General features: G+C 64.4%; 18 protein-coding genes. 3 read left to right on the top strand and 15 right to left on the bottom strand.

From position 1 onward, the window contains the following. Positions 1 to 7: 7 nt before the first annotated feature. From hscA to uvrB, 8 genes are all read right to left on the bottom strand, one after another. The gene (hscA, locus tag ACN6O8_RS19380) at positions 8 to 1,870 is read right to left on the bottom strand and encodes a Fe-S protein assembly chaperone HscA (RefSeq protein ID WP_427992620.1); all 1,863 of its coding nucleotides are present in this window, start codon (positions 1,868 to 1,870) and stop codon (positions 8 to 10) included. Between the two features lie 71 nt (positions 1,871 to 1,941). Further along, positions 1,942 to 2,448, bottom strand: coding sequence for a Fe-S protein assembly co-chaperone HscB (gene hscB / locus ACN6O8_RS19375; protein WP_427992619.1), 507 nt, complete (start codon positions 2,446 to 2,448; stop codon positions 1,942 to 1,944). 3 nt (positions 2,449 to 2,451) lie between these two features. After that, entirely contained in the window at positions 2,452 to 2,775 is a 324-nt protein-coding gene (iscA, locus tag ACN6O8_RS19370) for an iron-sulfur cluster assembly protein IscA (protein ID WP_006386172.1), read from the bottom strand. Positions 2,776 to 2,777: 2 nt separating this feature from the next. Next, entirely contained in the window at positions 2,778 to 3,182 is a 405-nt protein-coding gene (gene iscU / locus ACN6O8_RS19365; protein WP_006386173.1) for a Fe-S cluster assembly scaffold IscU, read from the bottom strand. A 34-nt stretch (positions 3,183 to 3,216) separates the two neighbouring features. Then, positions 3,217 to 4,428 (bottom strand): IscS subfamily cysteine desulfurase, encoded by a 1,212-nt coding sequence (locus tag ACN6O8_RS19360; protein ID WP_427992618.1) that lies wholly within the window; start codon positions 4,426 to 4,428, stop codon positions 3,217 to 3,219. Between the two features lie 18 nt (positions 4,429 to 4,446). Further along, positions 4,447 to 4,992, bottom strand: coding sequence for a Fe-S cluster assembly transcriptional regulator IscR (gene iscR, locus ACN6O8_RS19355; protein WP_427992617.1), 546 nt, complete (start codon positions 4,990 to 4,992; stop codon positions 4,447 to 4,449). Positions 4,993 to 5,184: 192 nt separating this feature from the next. Beyond that, positions 5,185 to 5,676: a low molecular weight protein-tyrosine-phosphatase gene (locus ACN6O8_RS19350; protein WP_427992616.1), complete on the bottom strand. Its 492-nt coding sequence runs from the start codon at positions 5,674 to 5,676 to the stop codon at positions 5,185 to 5,187. 249 nt (positions 5,677 to 5,925) lie between these two features. Beyond that, positions 5,926 to 8,061, bottom strand: coding sequence for an excinuclease ABC subunit UvrB (gene uvrB / locus ACN6O8_RS19345; RefSeq protein WP_427992615.1), 2,136 nt, complete (start codon positions 8,059 to 8,061; stop codon positions 5,926 to 5,928). A 77-nt stretch (positions 8,062 to 8,138) separates the two neighbouring features. Between uvrB and ACN6O8_RS19340 the strand changes: the two genes are divergently transcribed. Continuing rightward, entirely contained in the window at positions 8,139 to 9,338 is a 1,200-nt protein-coding gene (locus tag ACN6O8_RS19340; RefSeq protein WP_427992614.1) for an amino acid aminotransferase, read from the top strand. Between the two features lie 156 nt (positions 9,339 to 9,494). Further along, on the top strand, positions 9,495 to 10,145 hold the full coding sequence (lexA, locus tag ACN6O8_RS19335) for a transcriptional repressor LexA (protein ID WP_427992613.1): 651 nt from the start codon (positions 9,495 to 9,497) through the stop codon (positions 10,143 to 10,145). Between the two features lie 110 nt (positions 10,146 to 10,255). On the opposite strand, the gene lon is transcribed toward lexA, so the two are convergent. The 5 genes from lon to ACN6O8_RS19310 form a co-directional block, all read right to left on the bottom strand. After that, a complete protein-coding gene (lon, locus tag ACN6O8_RS19330; protein ID WP_427992612.1) occupies positions 10,256 to 12,706 on the bottom strand; it encodes an endopeptidase La in 2,451 nt (816 codons plus the stop codon). Positions 12,707 to 12,956: 250 nt separating this feature from the next. Continuing rightward, positions 12,957 to 14,255, bottom strand: a complete 1,299-nt coding sequence (gene clpX, locus ACN6O8_RS19325; protein WP_427992611.1) for an ATP-dependent Clp protease ATP-binding subunit ClpX — start codon at positions 14,253 to 14,255, stop codon at positions 12,957 to 12,959. 101 nt (positions 14,256 to 14,356) lie between these two features. Then, a complete protein-coding gene (clpP, locus tag ACN6O8_RS19320; RefSeq protein WP_054502146.1) occupies positions 14,357 to 15,010 on the bottom strand; it encodes an ATP-dependent Clp endopeptidase proteolytic subunit ClpP in 654 nt (217 codons plus the stop codon). Between the two features lie 4 nt (positions 15,011 to 15,014). Then, positions 15,015 to 16,325, bottom strand: coding sequence for a trigger factor (tig, locus tag ACN6O8_RS19315; RefSeq protein ID WP_427992610.1), 1,311 nt, complete (start codon positions 16,323 to 16,325; stop codon positions 15,015 to 15,017). 167 nt (positions 16,326 to 16,492) lie between these two features. Beyond that, complete coding sequence (locus ACN6O8_RS19310; protein ID WP_006386184.1) at positions 16,493 to 17,248, bottom strand: M48 family metallopeptidase; 756 nt, start codon at positions 17,246 to 17,248, stop codon at positions 16,493 to 16,495. Between the two features lie 264 nt (positions 17,249 to 17,512). Here ACN6O8_RS19310 and ACN6O8_RS19305 point away from each other — a divergent pair, with 264 nt between their 5' ends. Next, entirely contained in the window at positions 17,513 to 18,058 is a 546-nt protein-coding gene (locus ACN6O8_RS19305; protein ID WP_427992609.1) for a TIGR00645 family protein, read from the top strand. A 96-nt stretch (positions 18,059 to 18,154) separates the two neighbouring features. On the opposite strand, the gene ACN6O8_RS19300 is transcribed toward ACN6O8_RS19305, so the two are convergent. After that, a complete protein-coding gene (locus ACN6O8_RS19300; RefSeq protein ID WP_006225311.1) occupies positions 18,155 to 18,361 on the bottom strand; it encodes a cold-shock protein in 207 nt (68 codons plus the stop codon). A 256-nt stretch (positions 18,362 to 18,617) separates the two neighbouring features. Next, a complete protein-coding gene (locus ACN6O8_RS19295) occupies positions 18,618 to 19,181 on the bottom strand; it encodes a DUF924 family protein (RefSeq protein ID WP_427992608.1) in 564 nt (187 codons plus the stop codon). Between the last annotated feature and the right edge of the window lie 175 nt (positions 19,182 to 19,356).

Here is a 19,356-nt window from a genome sequence, read left to right as displayed (position 1 = left end):
CGTGTTATCAGGCGATCTCATCAAGTTTGCGGCCGGCCAGCGCGGCGCGGATGCTGCGATCCATGCGGCGCGCGGCGAACTCATCGGTCGCGGCCGACAGGGCCTCGACCGCGGCCTGCACCGCATCCACGTCCTGCGCCTCCTGGGCGCGGCTGGCCGCCTGCAGGCATTCGTCGACCCGTTGCCGTTCCGCGCCATCGAGCAAGTCGCCGTCGACAGCCAGCGCGGCCTGCACCGATTCGACCAACTGGCGCGCCTGCACCTGCTGCTCGCGCAGCATGCGGGCGCGGGCATCGTTGTCGGCCTGCGCCACGCTGTCCGCAAGCATGCGCGCGACCTCATCATCGCTCAGGCCGTACGAGGGCTTGACCGACACCGCCGCTTCCACGCCCGTGCTCTGTTCACGCGCGGTCACGCTCAACAGGCCGTCGGCATCCACCTGGAAGGTCACGCGGATGCGCGCGGCGCCCGCCACCATCGGCGGAATGCCGCGCAACTCGAAGCGCGCCAGCGAACGGCAATCCGTCACCAGGTCGCGCTCGCCCTGTAGCACATGGATGCTCATGGCCGTCTGGCCATCCTTGAAGGTCGTGAATTCCTGCGCGCGCGCCACCGGAATGGTGCTGTTGCGCGGGATCACGCGCTCGACCAGCCCGCCCATGGTTTCCAGGCCGAGCGACAGCGGCGTCACGTCCAGCAGCAGCCAGTCCTCGCCCGGCGCGCGGTTGCCCGCCAGCAGATTGGCCTGCAGCGCGGCGCCCAGCGCCACCACCTGGTCCGGATCCAGATCGGTCAGCGGCTCGGTGCCGAACATCTCGCCCACCGCGGCGCGCACCACCGGCATGCGCGTGGCGCCGCCCACCATCACCACGCCACGCACATCGGCCGGCTTCAGCGCGGCGTCGCGCAGCGCCCGGCGCGCGCTGTCCAGCGTGCGCTGCACCAGAGGCTGCGCCAGCGCCTCGAACTGCGCGCGGCTCAGCGTGTGATCGATGACCTCGCCATTGGCCAGCGTCAGCGCCAGAGGGGCGTCCTGCGCATCCGACAGCGCTTCGCGCGCCGCGCGTGCCGCCATCAGCAGGCCGCGCCGGTCGGCGTGGCTCAGCTCAGTGGCGCCCGCGGCCGCCACCACGTGATCGACGATGAGCGAATCGAAATCATCGCCGCCCAGCGCCGTATCGCCGCCAGTGGAGATCACTTCGAACACCCCCTGCGTCAAACGCAGGATGGAGATATCGAAGGTACCGCCCCCCAGGTCGTAAACGGCATAAACGCCTTCGGCGGCGTTATCCAGGCCGTAGGCGATCGCCGCCGCCGTCGGCTCGTTCAGCAGGCGCAACACGTTCAGGCCGGCCAGGCGCGCCGCGTCGCGGGTTGCCTGACGCTGCGCGTCATCGAAATACGCCGGCACCGTGATAACGGCGCCCACCAGGTCGTCGCCCAGCACGTCCTCGGCGCGCTGGCGCAGCACCGCCAGGATCTGCGCCGACACTTCCACCGGGCTCAGGTCGCCCTGGGCGGTGCGGATGCGCACCATGCCGGGCGCGTCCACGAATTCATAGGGCGCGCGCGTGGCCCGCGCCTCCTCCAGAGAACGACCCATGAACCGCTTGACCGACACCACCGTATTCAGCGGATCTTCGGCTTGCTGCGCCAGGGGCTCGCGGCCCGTCGTGACCTTGCCGCCGGGGTGATAACGCACCGCCGACGGCAGCAGCACGTGGCCCTGCGCATCGGGCAGGACTTCGGCGACGCTGCTGCGCACCGCGGCCACCAGGGAATTGGTCGTACCCAGGTCGATCCCCACCGCCAGCTTGCGCTGGTGCGGCGCGGGCGATTCACCGGGCTCGGATATCTGCAATAAGGCCATGATTGTTTTTTCTGTTCAGTAAGCGGCGAAATCCAGGCGCCCAGCGGCCGGGCCCTCCTCTGCCGCCCGGGCTAGGGATGGGCGAGGGCCAGCTCTTGCGCCAGCTTCTCCACGAACATCCACTCCCGTACCTTGAGACCCGCGGCGGCGTAATCGCGCCGCTCGTCCAGCAGCCGCGTCAACGCGACGCGCATCTCCTGCCGGGCTTGCTCCAGCTCGGTGCGCAACGCCGCCAGAACCTCGGGGTCGTCACGCGCGTCGTCCATCATTTCGCGCCAGGTCATCTGCTGCATCAGGAAAGCCGTGTCCATCGACGTATTGCTCTCGGTCTGCAGATCCACGCCGGCCTGCTCGCACAGGTAGCGCGCCCGCAACAGCGGATCGCGCAGCAGGCGGTAGGCCTCGTTGGCGCGCGCCGCCCACTGCATCGCCACGCGGCGTTCCGCGGGGCTGGCGGTGGCGAAGCGGTCGGGATGCACCTGCGCCGCGACAGCGCGCCACGCCGATTCCAGCGCCTGGGCGTCCAGGTCGAAGCGTGCCGGCAAGCCGAACAGGCTGAAGTGATCGTCTCCAGCCAAGACTTACACCGTGAACGACTCGCCGCAGCCGCAGGTCGCCTTCTCGTTGGGGTTGCGGAACTTGAAACCTTCATTCAGGCCTTCGCGGGCGTAGTCCAGCTCGGTGCCGTCCAGGTAGGCCAGGCTCTTGGGATCGACGAACACCTTCACGCCGAAGCTCTCGAACACCTGGTCCTCGGGCGCCGCGTCGTCCACGTACTCCAGCTTGTAGGCCATGCCGGAACAACCCGTCGTCCTAACGCCGAGGCGCAAGCCGATCCCCTTGCCGCGCTTTTGCAAGTAGCGGCCAATATGGGTGGCGGCCTGTTGGGTCAGGGTAACGGACATGTTCAGCTCGCAACAGCTTCGGCCGGAACCGAATGCTTTTCCTTGTAGTTCTGCACGGCGGCCTTGATCGCGTCTTCGGCCAGGATCGAGCAGTGCACCTTGACGGGCGGCAGGGCCAGTTCCTCGGCGATCTGCGTGTTGCGGATGTTCATGGCTTCGTCCAGCGTCTTGCCCTTGACCCATTCGGTCACGAGCGAGCTGGAGGCGATGGCCGAGCCACAGCCGTAGGTCTTGAAGCGCGCGTCCTCGATGACGCCGGCTTCGTTCACCTTGATCTGCAGCTTCATCACGTCGCCACAGGCCGGCGCGCCGACCATGCCGGTGCCCACCGAGTCGTCCGACTTGTCGAACGAACCGACGTTGCGCGGGTTTTCGTAGTGATCCAGGACTTTGGTGCTGTAAGACATGTTAGTTCTCCACGTATTTTTTTGGCGCGGGCGCTCAGTGCGCGGCCCACTGCACGGTATTCAGATCGATGCCTTCCTTGGCCATTTCCCACAGCGGCGACATGTCGCGCAGCTTGCCGACACGGCTCTTGAGCAGTTCGATGGTGTAGTCCACTTCCTGCTCGGTGGTGAACCGGCCCAGCGTGAAGCGGATCGAACTGTGCGCCAGCTCGTCGTTGCGGCCCAGGGCGCGCAGCACGTAGGAAGGTTCCAGGCTGGCCGAGGTGCAGGCCGAGCCGCTGGACACGGCCAGTTCCTTGATCGCCATGATCAGCGACTCGCCTTCGACGTAGTTGAAGCTGACGTTCAGGTTGTGCGGCACGCGCTGATCCATGTCGCCGTTGAGGTAGACCTCTTCGATCTGCGACAGGCCAGCCCAGAGGCGATCGCGCAGCATGCGGATGCGCTCGTTCTCGGTACCCATTTCCTCGCGTGCCAGGCGGAAGGCCTCGCCCATGCCGACGATCTGGTGCGTGGCCAGCGTGCCCGAGCGGAAACCGCGTTCGTGGCCGCCGCCGTGCATCTGCGCCTCGATGCGCACACGCGGCTTGCGGCGCACGTACAGCGCGCCGATGCCCTTCGGGCCGTAGGTCTTGTGGGCCGAGAACGACATCAGGTCGACCTTCAGCTTCTGCAGGTCGATCTCGACCTTGCCGGTGGCCTGCGCGGCGTCGACGTGGAAGATGATGCCCTTCTCACGGCAGATCTCGCCCAGGGTTTCGATGTCCTGGATGACGCCGATTTCGTTGTTCACCATCATCACCGAGACCAGCACGGTGTCGGGGCGCAGCGCCGCCTTGAACACGTCCAGGTCGATCAGGCCGTTGTCCTTGACGTCCAGGTAGGTCACTTCGAAGCCCTGGCGCTCCAGTTCACGACAGGTGTCGAGCACGGCCTTGTGCTCGGTCTTGATGGTGATGATGTGCTTGCCGCGTTCGGCATAGAAATTGGCGGCCCCCTTGATCGCCAGGTTGTCCGACTCGGTGGCGCCGGAGGTCCAGACGATTTCACGCGGATCGGCGTTCACCAGCTTGGCGACTTCCTCACGGGCGCGTTCGACGGCGTCCTCGGCTTCCCAGCCGAACGAATGGCTGCGCGACGCGGGGTTGCCAAAGCTCTCGTACAGCCAGGGGATCATTTTCTCGACGACGCGCGGGTCGACGGGGGTCGTGGCCGAGTAGTCCAGATAGATCGGGCGGGTGGTCATTTCTACAACTCCTACTGCTTATACGGTGGCATTGGCCGCGACGGCGGTGGTCGGGGCATTGGCGGCGGCATTGTTGGCGCCGCCCACCCGGTTCACTCGCACCGCGCAGGCCTGGGCTTGATTGTTGGCTTCCTGCAATTGGCGCACACGCTGCTGATCGACCAGATCCTGCAGCGACACCGAATCCAGGTAATCGACCATCTTGCGATTCAACGTGGCCCAGAGCTCATGCGTCATGCACTTGCCAGGCTTGCCGTCGTTGCCGCTCGTACAGTCCCGCTTGCCGCCGCAACTGGTGGCGTCCAGCGGTTCGTCGACGGCGAAGATGATGTCGGCCACGGTCACGTTGCGCGCCAGGCGGGCAAGCGAATAACCGCCGCCGGGGCCACGCACGCTGTCCACGAGTTCGTGGCGGCGAAGTTTCCCGAACAGCTGTTCCAGATAGGAAAGCGAAATATTCTGACGCTGGCTGATGGCCGCAAGTGTGACCGGGCCGCTATGCTGCCGCATAGCCAGATCGATCATGGCAGTCACGGCGAAACGCCCTTTGGTAGTTAGCCGCATGGTGAATTCCCTGTGAGTCGGCAAGGGTCGCCGGCGAATCCGGCGGCCAATACCCGAGTAATTGGCTCAAGTATAGCAAATTCCCGAGTAATTTGGTATGGCTCCCGGCTAGAAAAAACCGCGCGGTTGCGCGGTTTTTTTCACTGCCAATTCGCCGGGCGCCCCGCAGGACGCGCCAGCGTACAGGAGACCTCAGGCCGCCTGGTATTGGGTAGCGCGCTTGCGGACCAGTTCGAGCACACCCTGACAGGCGTCTTCGAGGTAGTCCAGCACCTTGCCGAAACCATCGGCGCCGCCGTAGTACGGATCGGGCACGGTGGCCTCTTCGTACTCGTTGGCGAAGCGCATCAGCAGCATGAGCTTGTGCTGGTACGCCTTGGGGCACTGCTGCTGCATGGCGGAAAGGTTGTCCCAGTCCATGGCGAGGATGAGGTCGAAATCGCGGAAGTCTTCCGCGGTGACCTGACGGGCCTCACAGTGCGTGATCTCGTAGCCGCGCTTGCGCGCCGCGGCCTGCGCCCGGGCATCAGGCGCCTCGCCGATGTGAAATGCGTGCGTACCCGCGGAGTCGATGCGAACCACATCGCTCAAACCCGCGTCGTTCACCAAATGGCGAAACACGCCCTCTGCGCTCGGCGAGCGACAGATATTGCCCATGCAAACGAAAAGTACCTTGGTCATCATGGGAGTAAGTGTGCGGGAAAACCCGAGATAAGGCAAGCTTTTTTTGCGCGCACCCCCCTTGATCCACACCAAACCGTCCCCTTAAATATCTTCTATAAATCAGATAGTTAAACCCTATATTTAAGGTTATGCCTGAGAGCGACTAGGGATCGGTTACGCAAATTTCGGGCCCACTTTCCCAACACCTCGCGCCACGCCAATATTCAGTGACCTGTCAGTGAATAGATACGTTTCGACATATTTTCCCCCTCACACTGCGCCATCCAACAGCACCCGTTGCTTCAGGGCGGTCAGGGCATCGCGGGCCGCCGCCGCCTGCTCGAACTCGAGGTTGCGGGCATGGTCCATCATCAGCTTTTCCAGGCGCTTGATCTCGCGTGCCAGGGCCTTTTCGTCCTTCAGCAATTCGGCCGGCACCGCGGCCTCCAGCGCATCGTGCTGGAGCGGCGCGACGATGCCGTCGATCAGTTCGCGCACCGCCTTCTTCACGCCACGCGCCGTAATACCATGATCGGCATTGAATTGCAGTTGCTTGGCGCGGCGCCGGCTGGTCTCTTCCATGGCGCGCTGCATGGAATCGGTAATGCGGTCGGCGTAGAGGATGGCGTGGCCGTTGAGGTTGCGCGCCGCCCGGCCGATGGTCTGGATCAGGCTGCGCTCGGAACGCAGAAAACCTTCCTTGTCGGCATCCAGAATAGCCACCAGCGACACTTCCGGGATGTCCAGGCCTTCGCGCAGCAGGTTGATGCCGACCAGCACATCAAAGGTACCCAGGCGCAGGTCGCGGATGATCTCCACGCGCTCGACCGTATCGATGTCCGAGTGCAGGTAGCGCACCCGCACACCGTGCTCGCTCAGGAAGTCGGTCAGGTCCTCGGCCATGCGCTTGGTCAGCGTGGTCACCAGCACCCGCTCGCCCACCCCCGTGCGCGCCTTGATCTGGCCCAGCAGGTCGTCGACCTGCGTACGCGCCGGCAGCACCTCGACCACCGGGTCGACCAGGCCGGTGGGACGCACCACCTGCTCAACCACGTTGTCGGCATGCTCTTTTTCGTATGCCGCCGGCGTGGCCGACACGAACACGCACTGGCGCATGCGGGCCTCGAACTCTTCGAGCTTGAGCGGCCGGTTGTCCAGCGCAGAGGGCAACCGGAAGCCGTACTGCACCAGGGTTTCCTTGCGCGAGCGGTCGCCCCGGTACATGGCGCTGAGCTGGCCGATGGTGACGTGGCTTTCGTCGATGAACATCAGCGCGTCGCCCGGCAGGTAATCGATCAGCGTGGGCGGCGGCTCGCCCGGCGCGGCGCCCGACAGATGGCGCGAGTAGTTCTCGATGCCCTTGCAGAAACCCAATTCCTGCAGCATCTCCAGGTCGAAACGGGTGCGTTGCTCCAGCCGCTGGGCCTCGACCAGGTGGCCGTCATCGACGAAGCGCTTGGTGCGCTCGCGCAGCTCTTCCTTGATGGTTTCGATGGCGCGCAGCACGGTATCGCGCGGCGTCACGTAATGCGAACCGGGGTAGACGGTGAAGCGCGGCAGCTTCTGACGGATGCGGCCAGTGAGCGGATCGAACAGTTCGAGGCTCTCGATTTCGTCGTCGAACAGCGTCAGGCGCAGCGCCAGCTCGGCGCTTTCCGCCGGAAAGATGTCGATGGTCTCGCCGCGCACGCGGAACACGCCGCGCGTGAATTCGGCGTCGTTGCGGGTGTATTGCATGGCCACCAGGCGCGCCAGGATCTCGCGCCGCGAGATCTGGTCTCCGGCGCGCAGGATCAGCACCATGGCGTGGTAATCGCCCGGGTTGCCGATACCGTAGATGCACGACACGGTGCCGACGATGATGGTGTCGCGCCGCTCGAGCAGGCTCTTGGTGGCCGACAGCCGCATCTGCTCGATGTGTTCGTTGATGGACGAATCCTTCTCGATGAACAGGTCGCGCGTGGGCACGTAGGCTTCGGGCTGGTAGTAGTCGTAGTACGAGACGAAATACTCGACGGCGTTCTTGGGAAAGAACTCGCGCATCTCGGCGTACAACTGCGCCGCCAGCGTCTTGTTGGGCGCCAGCACCAACGCCGGCCGCCCGAGTTGGGCGATGACGTTGGCCATGGTGTACGTCTTGCCCGAGCCGGTCACGCCCAGCAGGGTCTGGTACATGAGGCCGTCCTGGACGCCCTGCACCAGCCCCTCGATCGCGCCGGGCTGGTCGCCGGCGGGCGGATAAGGCTGGTACAGGTGGAACGGGCTGCCGGGAAAATCGACGTACCCCGGACCGGCGCCGGGCACACCCGCCACGGCGGCGTCGGCGCCCTCGCCGCCCGCAGCGCCATTGGCTTTGCCACCGGCCTTGCCGACGGCCGCCTTCGGGTCTATTGCGCTCTTAGGCATGCTAGACTGTTCCCAGGGTAAACCCCCCATTATCCACAGCACTTCCCACTGCGTCCACTCACCCTCAGCAGAGTCCCATGAGCACCCTTTTCGATTCCGTCGAACTCGCGCCGCGCGACCCCATTCTTGGCCTGAACGAACAATTCAACGCGGACACCCGCCCCGGTAAAGTCAATCTGGGCGTGGGCGTGTACTACGACGACCAGGGTCGCATTCCCCTGCTGGGTGCCGTGCGCAAGGCCGAAATCGCCCGCATCGAGGCCGCCGCCGCCCGCGGCTACCTGCCGATTGAAGGCATTGCCGGCTACAACCAGGGCGCGCAAGCCCTGCTGATCGGCAAGAACTCCCCGCTGGCCGCCGCCGGCCGCGTCCTGACCACCCAGGCCCTGGGCGGCACCGGCGCGCTCAAGATCGGCGCTGACTTCCTGCGCCAGCTGCTGCCGACCTCCAAGGTCCTGATCAGCGATCCGAGCTGGGAAAACCACCGCGCGCTGTTCGAACGCGCCGGCTTCGAAGTCGGTACCTACGCCTACTACGACGCCGCCACCCGCGGCCTGAACTTCGACGGCATGCTGGCCGCCCTGAAGGCCGCGCCGGCCAACACCGTGGTCGTGCTGCACGCCTGCTGCCACAACCCCACCGGCGTCGACCCCACCTTCGACCAGTGGAAGCAGATCGCCGCGGTCGTCAAAGAAAACAAGCTGGTGCCGTTCCTGGACATCGCCTACCAGGGCTTCGGCGACGGCCTGCATGAAGACGCGGCGGTCGTGCGCCTGTTCGCCGACCTCGACCTGACCATGTTCATCAGCTCGTCGTTCTCGAAGTCGTTCTCGCTGTACGGCGAGCGCGTCGGCGCCCTGACCGTCGTGGCCGGCAGCAAGGACGAAGCCACCCGCGTGTTGAGCCAGCTCAAGCGCGTCATCCGCACCAACTACTCCAACCCGCCCACCCACGGCGGCACCATCGTCTCCACAGTGCTGAACTCGCCGGAGTTGTTCGCCATGTGGGAACAGGAACTCGGCGCCATGCGCGACCGCATCCGCCTGATGCGCAAGCAACTGGTCGAGAAGATCAAGGAACACGGCGGCAAGCAGGACTTCAGCTTCGTGCTGCAGCAGCGCGGCATGTTCTCGTACTCGGGCCTGACCTCGGCCCAGGTCGACCGCCTGCGCGAAGAGCACGGCGTCTACGCCGTCTCCAGCGGCCGCATCTGCGTCGCCGCGCTGAACAGCGGCAACATCGACCAGGTGGCCAAGGGCATCGCCGCGGTGCTGTAAGGCGCCGTACCGGCATCGCCCCTCGAACGGGACCCGCGGGTCCCGTTTTCATTGCCTGTCACAAAGCCGTCGCCGATCAACGCTTGCTTTTTTGCGTTATGTCCCCCAGAATGCCGCTGTATATATGTACAGTCCGATTCCCACCGGATCATCGCCATGGCCAGCAAACTCACTGATCGTCAACAGCAAATCCTGGACCTCATCCGGCAGACCGTCACGCGCACCGGCTTTCCGCCCACCCGCGCCGAGATCGCCCAGGCATTGGGATTTCGCTCACCCAACGCGGCTGAAGACCATCTGAAGGCCCTGGCCCGCAAGGGTGCCATCGAGCTCACCGCTGGCGCCTCGCGCGGCATCCGCCTGAAGGACGCCTCGCCCACCCAGACCCAGGCGCCGCTGCCCCTGCCAGGACTGGCGCAACTGCTGCTGCCGCTGGTGGGCCGCGTGGCCGCCGGCAGCCCGATCCTGGCGGCCGAGCATGTCGAGCGCGAGATCGGCGTCGATCCCAGCCTGTTCGCCCAGGCGCCCGACTATCTGCTCAAGGTGCGCGGCATGAGCATGCGCGACGCCGGCATCCTCGAAGGCGACCTGTTGGCCGTCAAGAAGGCCTCCGAGGCCCGCAACGGCCAGATCGTGGTGGCCCGGCTGGGCGACGACGTCACCGTCAAGCGCCTGCAGCGCCAGAATGGCCGCATCGAGCTGCTGCCCGAAAACCCCGACTTCAACATCATCGTGGTCGAGGCCGACCAGGAATTCGCGCTCGAAGGCATCGCCGTCGGCCTGATCCGCCCGCACGCGCTGCACTGACCGCACCCTCGCTGGCGGCAGGCGCCCGCCAGTCACGGCAAAAAGAAACCCCGCTCGGCGCGGGGTTTCTTTTTGAGGGCATCCCTTGCGGGACACCCCGGCCAGGCGGATCAGTGCTTGAGCACCGGATCCGTCGAACCAGGCTCGGCCGGCTTGGCGACCAGCGGCTCCTTGACCGCTTCTTCTTCGGCCAGCGGCTCCGGCAGGCGTTCCAGCGCCAACTCCAGCACCTTGTCGATCCAGCGCACCGGCACGATTTCCAGATGGTTCTTGACGTTGTCCGGAATCTCCGCCAGGTCCTTGACGTTTTCTTCCGGGATCAAGACCGTCTTGATGCCACCACGATGCGCGGCCAGCAGCTTTTCCTTCAGGCCGCCGATCGGCAGGACTTCCCCACGCAGCGTGATTTCGCCGGTCATGGCGACGTCGGCGCGCACCGGAATGCCCGACAGGGCCGAAACCATGGCCGTGGTGATCGCGATACCGGCGGACGGGCCGTCCTTGGGCGTCGCGCCTTCCGGCACGTGCACGTGCATGTCGTGCTTCTCGAACACGCTGTCGGCAAAGCCCAGGCGCCGGGCCCGCGAGCGCACCACCGTGCGGGCCGCCTCGACCGACTCCTTCATGACGTCGCCCAGGGAACCGGTGCGTTGGATCACGCCCTTGCCGGGCATGTCCGCCACTTCGATCGTGAGCAGATCGCCACCGACTTCGGTCCAGGCCAGGCCGGTCACCTGACCGATCTGGTTTTCCTTTTCGGCCATGCCGAAGGTGTAGCGGCGCACGCCCAGATAGTCGCTGAGGTTCTCACCCGTGACGTGAACCGGCTTGACCTCGAAGGCCTTGCCTTCGGCCTTGGCGCGGTCGCTCTGGGTCAGCAACTGCTTGATCACCTTGCGGCAGATCTTGCCCACTTCGCGTTCGAGCGCGCGCACACCGGCTTCACGGGTGTAGTAGCGCACGATGTCGCGCAGCGCGCTGTCGTCGACCGTCAACTCGGTATCCTTGACGCCGTTGTTCTTCATCAGCTTGGGCAGCAGATGGTCGCGGGCGATGTGGATCTTTTCTTCCTCGGTGTAGCCGGACAGGCGGATCACTTCCATCCGGTCCAGCAGGGCCGGCGGAATGTTCAGCGTGTTGCTGGTGGCCACGAACATGACGTCCGACAGATCGAAGTCGACTTCGATGTAGTGGTCCTGGAACGTGTGGTTCTGTTCCGGGTCCAGCACTTCGAGCAGCGCCGACGAGGGATCGCCGCGGAAATCCATGCCCAGCTTGTCGATTTCGTCGAGCAGGAACAGGGGATTGCGCACGCCGACCTTCGACATGTTCTGGACGATCTTGCCGGGCATCGAGCCGATGTACGTACGACGGTGACCGCGGATCTCGGCTTCGTCGCGCACGCCGCCCAGCGCCATGCGCACGAACTTGCGGTTCGTGGCCTTGGCGATGGACTGCCCCAGCGAGGTCTTGCCGACCCCCGGAGGGCCGACCAGGCACAGGATCGGCGCCTTGACCTTGTCCACGCGCTGTTGCACGGCGAGGTATTCGAGGATGCGTTCCTTCACCTTCTCCAGGCCGTAGTGGTCGTTGTCGAGCACGGTTTCGGCGTTGGCGATGGAGTTGTTGATCTTGCTCTTCTTTCTCCAGGGGAGGTTGATGAGCGTATCGATGTAGTTGCGCACCACGGTGGCTTCGGCCGACATGGGCGACATGAGCTTGAGCTTCTTGAGCTCGGCATCGGCCTTCTTGCGCGCCTCCTTGGGCATGTGCGCGGCGATGATCTTCTTTTCGAGCTCCTCGATGTCGGCGCCCTCTTCGCCCTCGCCCAACTCTTTCTGAATGGCCTTGACCTGCTCATTCAGGTAGTAGTCGCGCTGGCTCTTTTCCATCTGCTTCTTCACGCGGCCGCGAATCCGCTTCTCGACCTGAAGGATGTCGATTTCGGTTTCGAGCTGCGTGAGCAGGCCTTCGAGGCGCTCGGAGGTGCCGACGATCTCGAGCATCTTCTGCTTCTGCTCGAGTTTCAGCGGAAGATGCGCGGCGATCGTGTCGGCCAGGCGGCCGGCGTCATCGATGCCGGCGAGCGAGGTCAGGATCTCCGGGGGGATCTTCTTGTTGAGTTTTACGTATTGCTCGAACTGGGCGACGATCGCGCGGCGCAGGGCCTCGGTTTCGGAGCCCTGGACGGCGTCCGGCTCGATCGGGGTGACCTGGCAGGTGAAGTGCGAATCGGCGTCTTCGATGCTGTTGATGCGGGCGCGCTGGGTGCCTTCGACCAGCACCTTGACGGTGCCATCGGGCAGCTTGAGCATCTGCAGGATGCCGGCGACGCAGCCGATCTCGTAGACGTCTTCGGGAGTGGGATCATCCTTGCCGGCGGATTTCTGGGCCACCAGCATGATGCTCTTGCCCGCTTCCATCGCAACCTCGAGCGCGCGGATGGAGCGCGGACGGCCGACGAACAGCGGGATGACCATGTGCGGGAACACCACGACGTCGCGCAGCGGCAGCAGGGGGAGGTCGATCGGGTCGGAAGGCAGGGTCTGGCTGGCAGACATAGGAGGTTCCTCGGTATGACTCGGCGTATCGGGGACAGGATGACCGGAAATACCCGGACAGCCCCATCAGTTACGTCTGTTATGGGAACAATAGCCGAAAATTCAAGATCCCGGCGGCCGGATAAACAAAACGGCAAAAAAATCGGCGGCCGGTATCCTGTTTTATTGGACACGCCCCGGCAGTGTGCGTTCAATCGGGGCCCGCAGACAAAAAAACCCGTTACGGAAACGGGTTTTTCTGAAATATCCGTCAGGCCGCGGCGTCGCGGACTTCACCGCGCTCGGGCTTTTCGGTGGCCCCCTCCTCGTCGGCGTAGATCAGCAGGGGCTTGCCCTCGCCTTCGATCGCGCCTTCGTCGAGCACCACGCGCTTGACGTTGCCTTGCGAAGGCAGGTCATACATGGTGTCGAGCAGGGCCTGCTCGATGATCGAGCGCAGGCCACGGGCGCCGGTCTTGCGCTTGAGCGCCTTGCGGGCGATGGCCTTGAGCGCGGCGGGACGCACGTCCAACTCGGCGCCTTCCATGGCGAACAGCTTCTGGAATTGCTTGAGCAGGGCGTTCTTGGGCTCGGTGAGGATCTGCACCAGGGCAGCCTCGTCGAGCTCGTCCAGCGTGGCGACCACCGGCAGGCGGCCGACCAGTTCGGGGATCAGGCCGAACTTGATCAGATCTTCGGGCTCGACCTCGGAGAACAGCTCGCCCACGCCACGCTCGGACTTGGCGCGCACGGAAGCAGAGAAGCCGATGCCGGACTTCTCGGTACGGTCGCGGATGACCTTTTCCAGCCCGTCGAAGGCGCCGCCGACGATGAACAGGATGTTGGTCGTGTCGACCTGGACGAAGTCCTGGTTGGGGTGCTTGCGTCCGCCCTGCGGCGGCACCGAGGCCACCGTGCCTTCGATCAGCTTGAGCAGGGCCTGCTGCACGCCCTCGCCGGACACGTCGCGGGTAATGGACGGATTGTCGGACTTGCGGGAAATCTTGTCGATTTCGTCGATGTAGATGATGGCGCGCTGCGCCTTCTCGACTTCGTAGTTGCAGTTCTGCAGCAACTTCTGAATGATGTTCTCGACGTCCTCACCGACGTAACCGGCTTCGGTCAGCGTGGTGGCGTCGGCCATGACGAACGGCACGTTCAGCATGCGCGCCAGCGTCTGCGCCAGCAACGTCTTGCCCGACCCGGTGGGGCCGATCAGCATGATGTTGCTCTTGGACAGCTCGACTTCGTCGCCCTTGATCTCGCCGTGGCGGATGCGCTTGTAGTGGTTGTAGACGGCCACCGCCAGCATGCGCTTGGGCGAGGTCTGCCCGATCACGTACTGGTCGAGGAACGTCTTGATTTCAGCCGGAGTGGGCAGTTCGGAACGAATCGCCGCGCGCGCGGTCGCCTGCGCTTCCTCGCGGATGATGTCGTTGCACAAGTCTATGCATTCATCGCAGATGAATACCGACGGACCCGCGATCAGCTTGCGGACTTCGTGCTGGCTTTTATTGCAAAACGAGCAATGCAGCACTTTTGCGTCTGCCGATCCCTTTTTTTCAGGCATATGTAGTCGTATCTCAGGTAATGAAGCGCGGGCCCGGGTAAAGGGCCCGGCGCCTGCGCTTACTCAAACAAGGCGGCAGCGGATGGGACACAACCGGGAAGTCAGCCTTCCGAGCGGGAGGTCATCACCTTGTCCACCAGTCCATACGATACCGCATCTTCGGCCGACATGAAGTTGTCACGTTCCGTGTCCAGGGCGATGCGGTCGATCGACTGGCCGGTATTGTCGGCCAGGATGCGATTGAGACGCTCGCGCAGGTCCAGGATCTCGCGCGCCTGGATCTGGATGTCGGAGGCCTGGCCCTGGGCGCCGCCCGAGGGCTGGTGGATCATGATGCGCGAGTTGGGCAGGGTGAAGCGCTTGCCCTTCTTGCCGGCCGCCAGCAGGAAGGCGCCCATGCTGGCCGCCAGGCCGGTGCACAGGGTCGACACATCCGGCTTGATGAACTGCATGGTGTCGTAGATGGCCATGCCCGCGTACACCGACCCGCCGGGCGAGTTGATGTACAGGGAAATGTCCTTGTCAGGATTCTCCGATTCCAGGAACAGCAACTGCGCCACGACCAGGTTGGCCGTCGCGTCGTTGACCGGGCCCACCAGGAAGATGAGCCGCTCGCGGAGCAGACGCGAATAGATGTCGTAGGCGCGTTCGCCGCGCCCCGACTGCTCGATCACCATGGGAATGTAGCCCAGGCCGGTGGGGGTCACCGACGACCCGCCATTCATTGCCGCATAGAAATCGGTGAATCTCTGCATAGTGTTACGCCATCCCCATCAACTGATCGAAAGGCACCTTTTCGTCGGTGACCTTGGCCTTTTCCAGAACGTGCGCGACGACGTTGTCTTCGAGCACGATCGCCTCGATTTCAGCACGACGCTGGCGGTCGGCCAGGTAATAGCTGACAACCTGGGCGGGTTGTTCGTAGTTTTCCGCGAATTCCTCGATGCGGGCGCGGACCTGTTCCGGCTTGGCCTGCAGCTGGGCTTGCTTGACCAGTTCGGACACCAGCAGTCCCAGGCGCACGCGGCGCTCGGATTCGGTCGCGAAGGCTTCGGCCGGGATCGGCACCGACTCGGCGTTCGGCACGCCACGCTGCTTGAGCTCTTCGCGGGCGGCGGCGATGCGGCTTTGCACGTCGTTGTCGACCAGGGCCTTGGGCACGTCGAACTTGCCGGCTTCGACCAGGGCGTCCATCACGCTGGCCTTGGTGCGGCCTTGCGAGCGCACCTTGACTTCGCGTTCGATGTTGCTGCGGATGTCGGCCTTGAGCTTTTCGACATCGCCTTCGGCCTGGCCGAGCGACTTGGCGAACTCGGCGTTCAGCTCGGGCAGCACGCCTTCAGCCACTTCCTTGACGGTGATGGTGAATTCGGCGGTCTTGCCGGCGACTTCCTTGCCTTGGTAGTCATCGGGGAACTTGAGCGGGAAGACCTTGCTTTCGCCAGCCTTCAGGCCGCGGGCGGCTGCTTCGAATTCCGGCAGCATGCGGCCTTGGCCGAGCACGAACGGGAAGTCTTCGGCCTTGCCGCCATCGAACGGCACGCCGTCGATGGTACCGGCGAAGTCAAGCGTGACGCGGTCGCCGTCTTGCGAGGCGCGGCCTTCGCGGACTTCGAACGTGGCGCGCTGCTTGCGCAGCACGTCCAGGGTCTGCTGCACTTCGGCGTCGGTGACCGCGGTCTCAAAGCGGGTGACGGCCAGGGCCGACAGATCCGGCACGACGACTTCGGGGTAGACCTCGAAGGTGGCGGTGAAGGCCAGCGTGTCATCGCTGACGCCTTCGGTCTTGGGTTCCAGGTTCGGGGCACCGGCGACGCGCAGCTTGGCGCCGTCGACGGCTTGTTCGAACGCACGGCCGACCTGGCTGTTGATCACGTCGTAGCGGATGCCAGGGCCATGGCTGCGCTCGAGCATGGCGAGCGGCGCCTTGCCGGGACGGAAGCCGGGAACCTTGGCGGTGCGGGCCACGCGCTTCAACTGCGCCTGGACTTCCTTTTCGACGTCGGCCACCGAGACGGCCAGATCAACACGGCGCTCGAGGCCGGAGAGGGTTTCAACCACAGGCTGCATTAAAAGACCTATTTTCCGAGAGAATGAGATGACGGGCGGATAAACGCGGCATTTTACCGGAAACTTCCGGACCCCTGACGCAACGGGGCGCGAGCACCCGGATAAGCCCGGATGCTCGCGCCCCGTTTTCCACCCGGAAAGGGCGGCAAATTGCCTGCCAGAGCGCGTTATTTGGCCTTGGCGATGCGATCTTCGATGTGCTGCGCGCGCTTGGCCGAGGACGGGTGCGAGCTCATCATATCGCTCTTGCCGCCATCCAGCTCGGCCAGCTTCTGGAACGCCGTCACCAGGCCGCGGGTGTTCAGCTTCTTGGCCTGCAACTGATCGAACGAGTAATCGTCGGCGGCGCTTTCCTGCGACTGCGAGAACTGCGCGTTGATGAACTTCTCGGTCAGGTCGCCCAACTGCGACGAGTTCAAGGCGGCGACCGTGGCGCCACCCGCGGCGCCGGCGGCATCGCGCGCGGCCGAGACCGTGTAGGCGGTCTGCATGGCCTTCTTGCTGTGGCCCAGTGCCACGTGGCCGATTTCATGGCCCACCACGCCCAGGACTTCGTCGTCGGTCATCATGTCCATCAAGCCGCTGTAGACGCGGATGCAGCCGTTGGCCATGGCCCAGGCGTTGACGTCCTTGGTGATGTAGACCTTGTAGTTGGCCTTCTGGCCGTTGACCGTGCCGCCCAGTTGCTTGGCGATCTTCTGCAAGCGGACGTCGTACTTGCTGCCCGGGGCAGCGATCTTTTCCTGGGAATCGCTCTGCGCGCAAGCCTTGTCGGACAAAGTCTTGATTTCGGCATCGCTCAGGGTGGCGGCCTGCACCACCTTGCTGCCGGCGCCCACCAATCCCCCGATATCGAGAGCATGCGACGCGGAGTAAGGGGCGAGTGCGACGGCCAGCGCGGCAACGGTGTAGCGGATCTTCATGGAAAAAAACTCCTCTTGACTGACTCTGTGCGAGTGAGGCGGCAATTCTATATACGCCAAAAGCGCTCAAACCGTTTCGCCACAGAGTTTCGCAAATGCGAATTTCGCTTACATAAATGGCATGCAGATGACTCCTTACCGTGGTAAGTACCGGCGCCGCGCCGTTGTTTTGTCATCAAAAACCCGTCCGGGCGACACCTGGCGTTGATAGAATTGCCGCCGCGGTTTTTTCAGTACCTCCCCAATAAACGGCTCGCACCCATCATGACCCCCAACACCCCTCCCCGCCTCGGCCTGCTGCCGGGCCTGATTTTCAGTTCGCGCTGGCTGCAACTGCCGCTCTACCTGGGCCTGATCGTCGCCCAGGGCGTGTACGTGATGCTGTTCCTGAAAGAACTCTGGCACCTGCTGACACATGCCACCAGCTTCGGCGAGATGGAGATCATGCTGCTGGTGCTGGGCCTGATCGATGTCGTGATGATCTCGAACCTGCTGGTGATGGTGATCGTCGGCGGCTACGAGACCTTCGTGTCGCGCCTGCGCCTGCAGGGCCATCCCGATCAGCCGGAATGGCTCAGCCACGTCAATGCCAGTGTGCTCAAGGTCAAGCTGGCCATGGCCATCATCGGCATCTCGTCGATCCATCTGCTGCGCACCTTCATCGAGGCGGGCACACTGGGCACGCCCAATGCGCGGTTCTCGGAGGCCGGCGTGATGTGGCAGACCATCATCCACGCCCTGTTCATCCTGTCGGCACTGGGCATCGCCCTGGTCGACAAGCTGGCCACGCCGTCGCACCCCAAGCACTGAACGCGGGGCGCCGGCAAAAACACAAAAGCCCTGCACGGCCGTGCAGGGCTTTTGTCTTGGTGGCGCGCCATGGGGCGGCGCGCCACCGGCCTGGAATCAGGCCGCTACCTTGATGTTCTTGGCGCTGGGGCCCTTGGGGCCCGTGCCAACCTCGAACGTGACGCGCTGGTTTTCCTGCAGCGACTTGTAGCCTTCGCTGCGGATCTCCGAGTAGTGGGCGAACAGATCCTTGCTGCCGTCGTCGGGCATGATGAAGCCATACCCTTTTTCGGCGTTGAACCACTTGACGATGCCGGTTGCCATGGAATTTCCTCGAACCTAAAGATGCGATTGCTCGCGGGAGTGCCAGATCATCAAGGATGGGAGAGGAAGCCACTGCAGTACCACTACCGCGACAAGTTGAACGCAGACCGCGTCGCTTGAGAATCTCGCTGAACCCAGTGTATTGGCGAACCTGGAAAAACGTCAAATATGCGGCCATCGCGCGCCTGGCCGCGTGGCAATTGCAACTGGCCATGCGTCGATACAAGCGGATACGCGGCCCACTGCGGCGCTCGCGTCAGCCGGCGAAGCCGCCGGCATCGAGAAATTCCTGTTCCGGCTGCGAGGTCTGGCGCCCCAGCGCGGCGTTGCGGTGCGGGAAGCGGCCGAAACGCTTGATGATGTCGCGATGCAGGACGGCCCAGCGTACCGCGTCGGCGCCAAGCGGCTCCATCAGCGCCACCGCGCGGTTCTGGGCGGTCATGGTCTCGGCATGCTCGAACGGCATGTAGAAGAACTGGCGCAGCGCCGGATCGACCGCCAGGTCGTGACCGGCGGCGATGGCGCGTTCGGCGAACATCAGCGCCAGCGGATCGGTGGCGAACATGTGGGCGGTGCCACGAAAAGCGTTGCGCGGGTACTGGTCCAGCAGGATCATCAGCGCCAGCGCGCCCTGCGGCTCGTCCAGCCAGGCATCAAGCTGCCGCGAGGCGGCGGCCATGTGGGCCTGGCCGCAGCGCTGGCGCAAGCGCTCGTCGAAGGCCGCGTCCTTGGCGAACCATTGCCCCGGCCCAGCCTCGCGCCAGAACGCCACGACGTCTTGCGGCTGGTGGGAAACGGGAGTTGGGCCGGAATGGGTCATGGGGATCGTCCTCGGGTCGGTTGCGGCCGCCGCGCCGACCGGATGGGGTGCGGGGAACAACGGCAAGGATACCCCGGGCGCACGGGCCCGGGCGCGTTGGCGCCGGCTTGGCCCGGCGTCGGGCATCGGAGCGCCGGAAACGACAAGGCTCCCCGCAGGGAGCCCAGACGCAAAA

The organism is Achromobacter sp. (assembly GCF_050285565.1).
Classification (GTDB): Bacteria; Pseudomonadota; Gammaproteobacteria; order Burkholderiales; family Burkholderiaceae_B; genus Achromobacter.
Note: the sequence above shows the minus strand (reverse complement) of the source record. Positions and strands in the feature narration are given on the sequence as shown.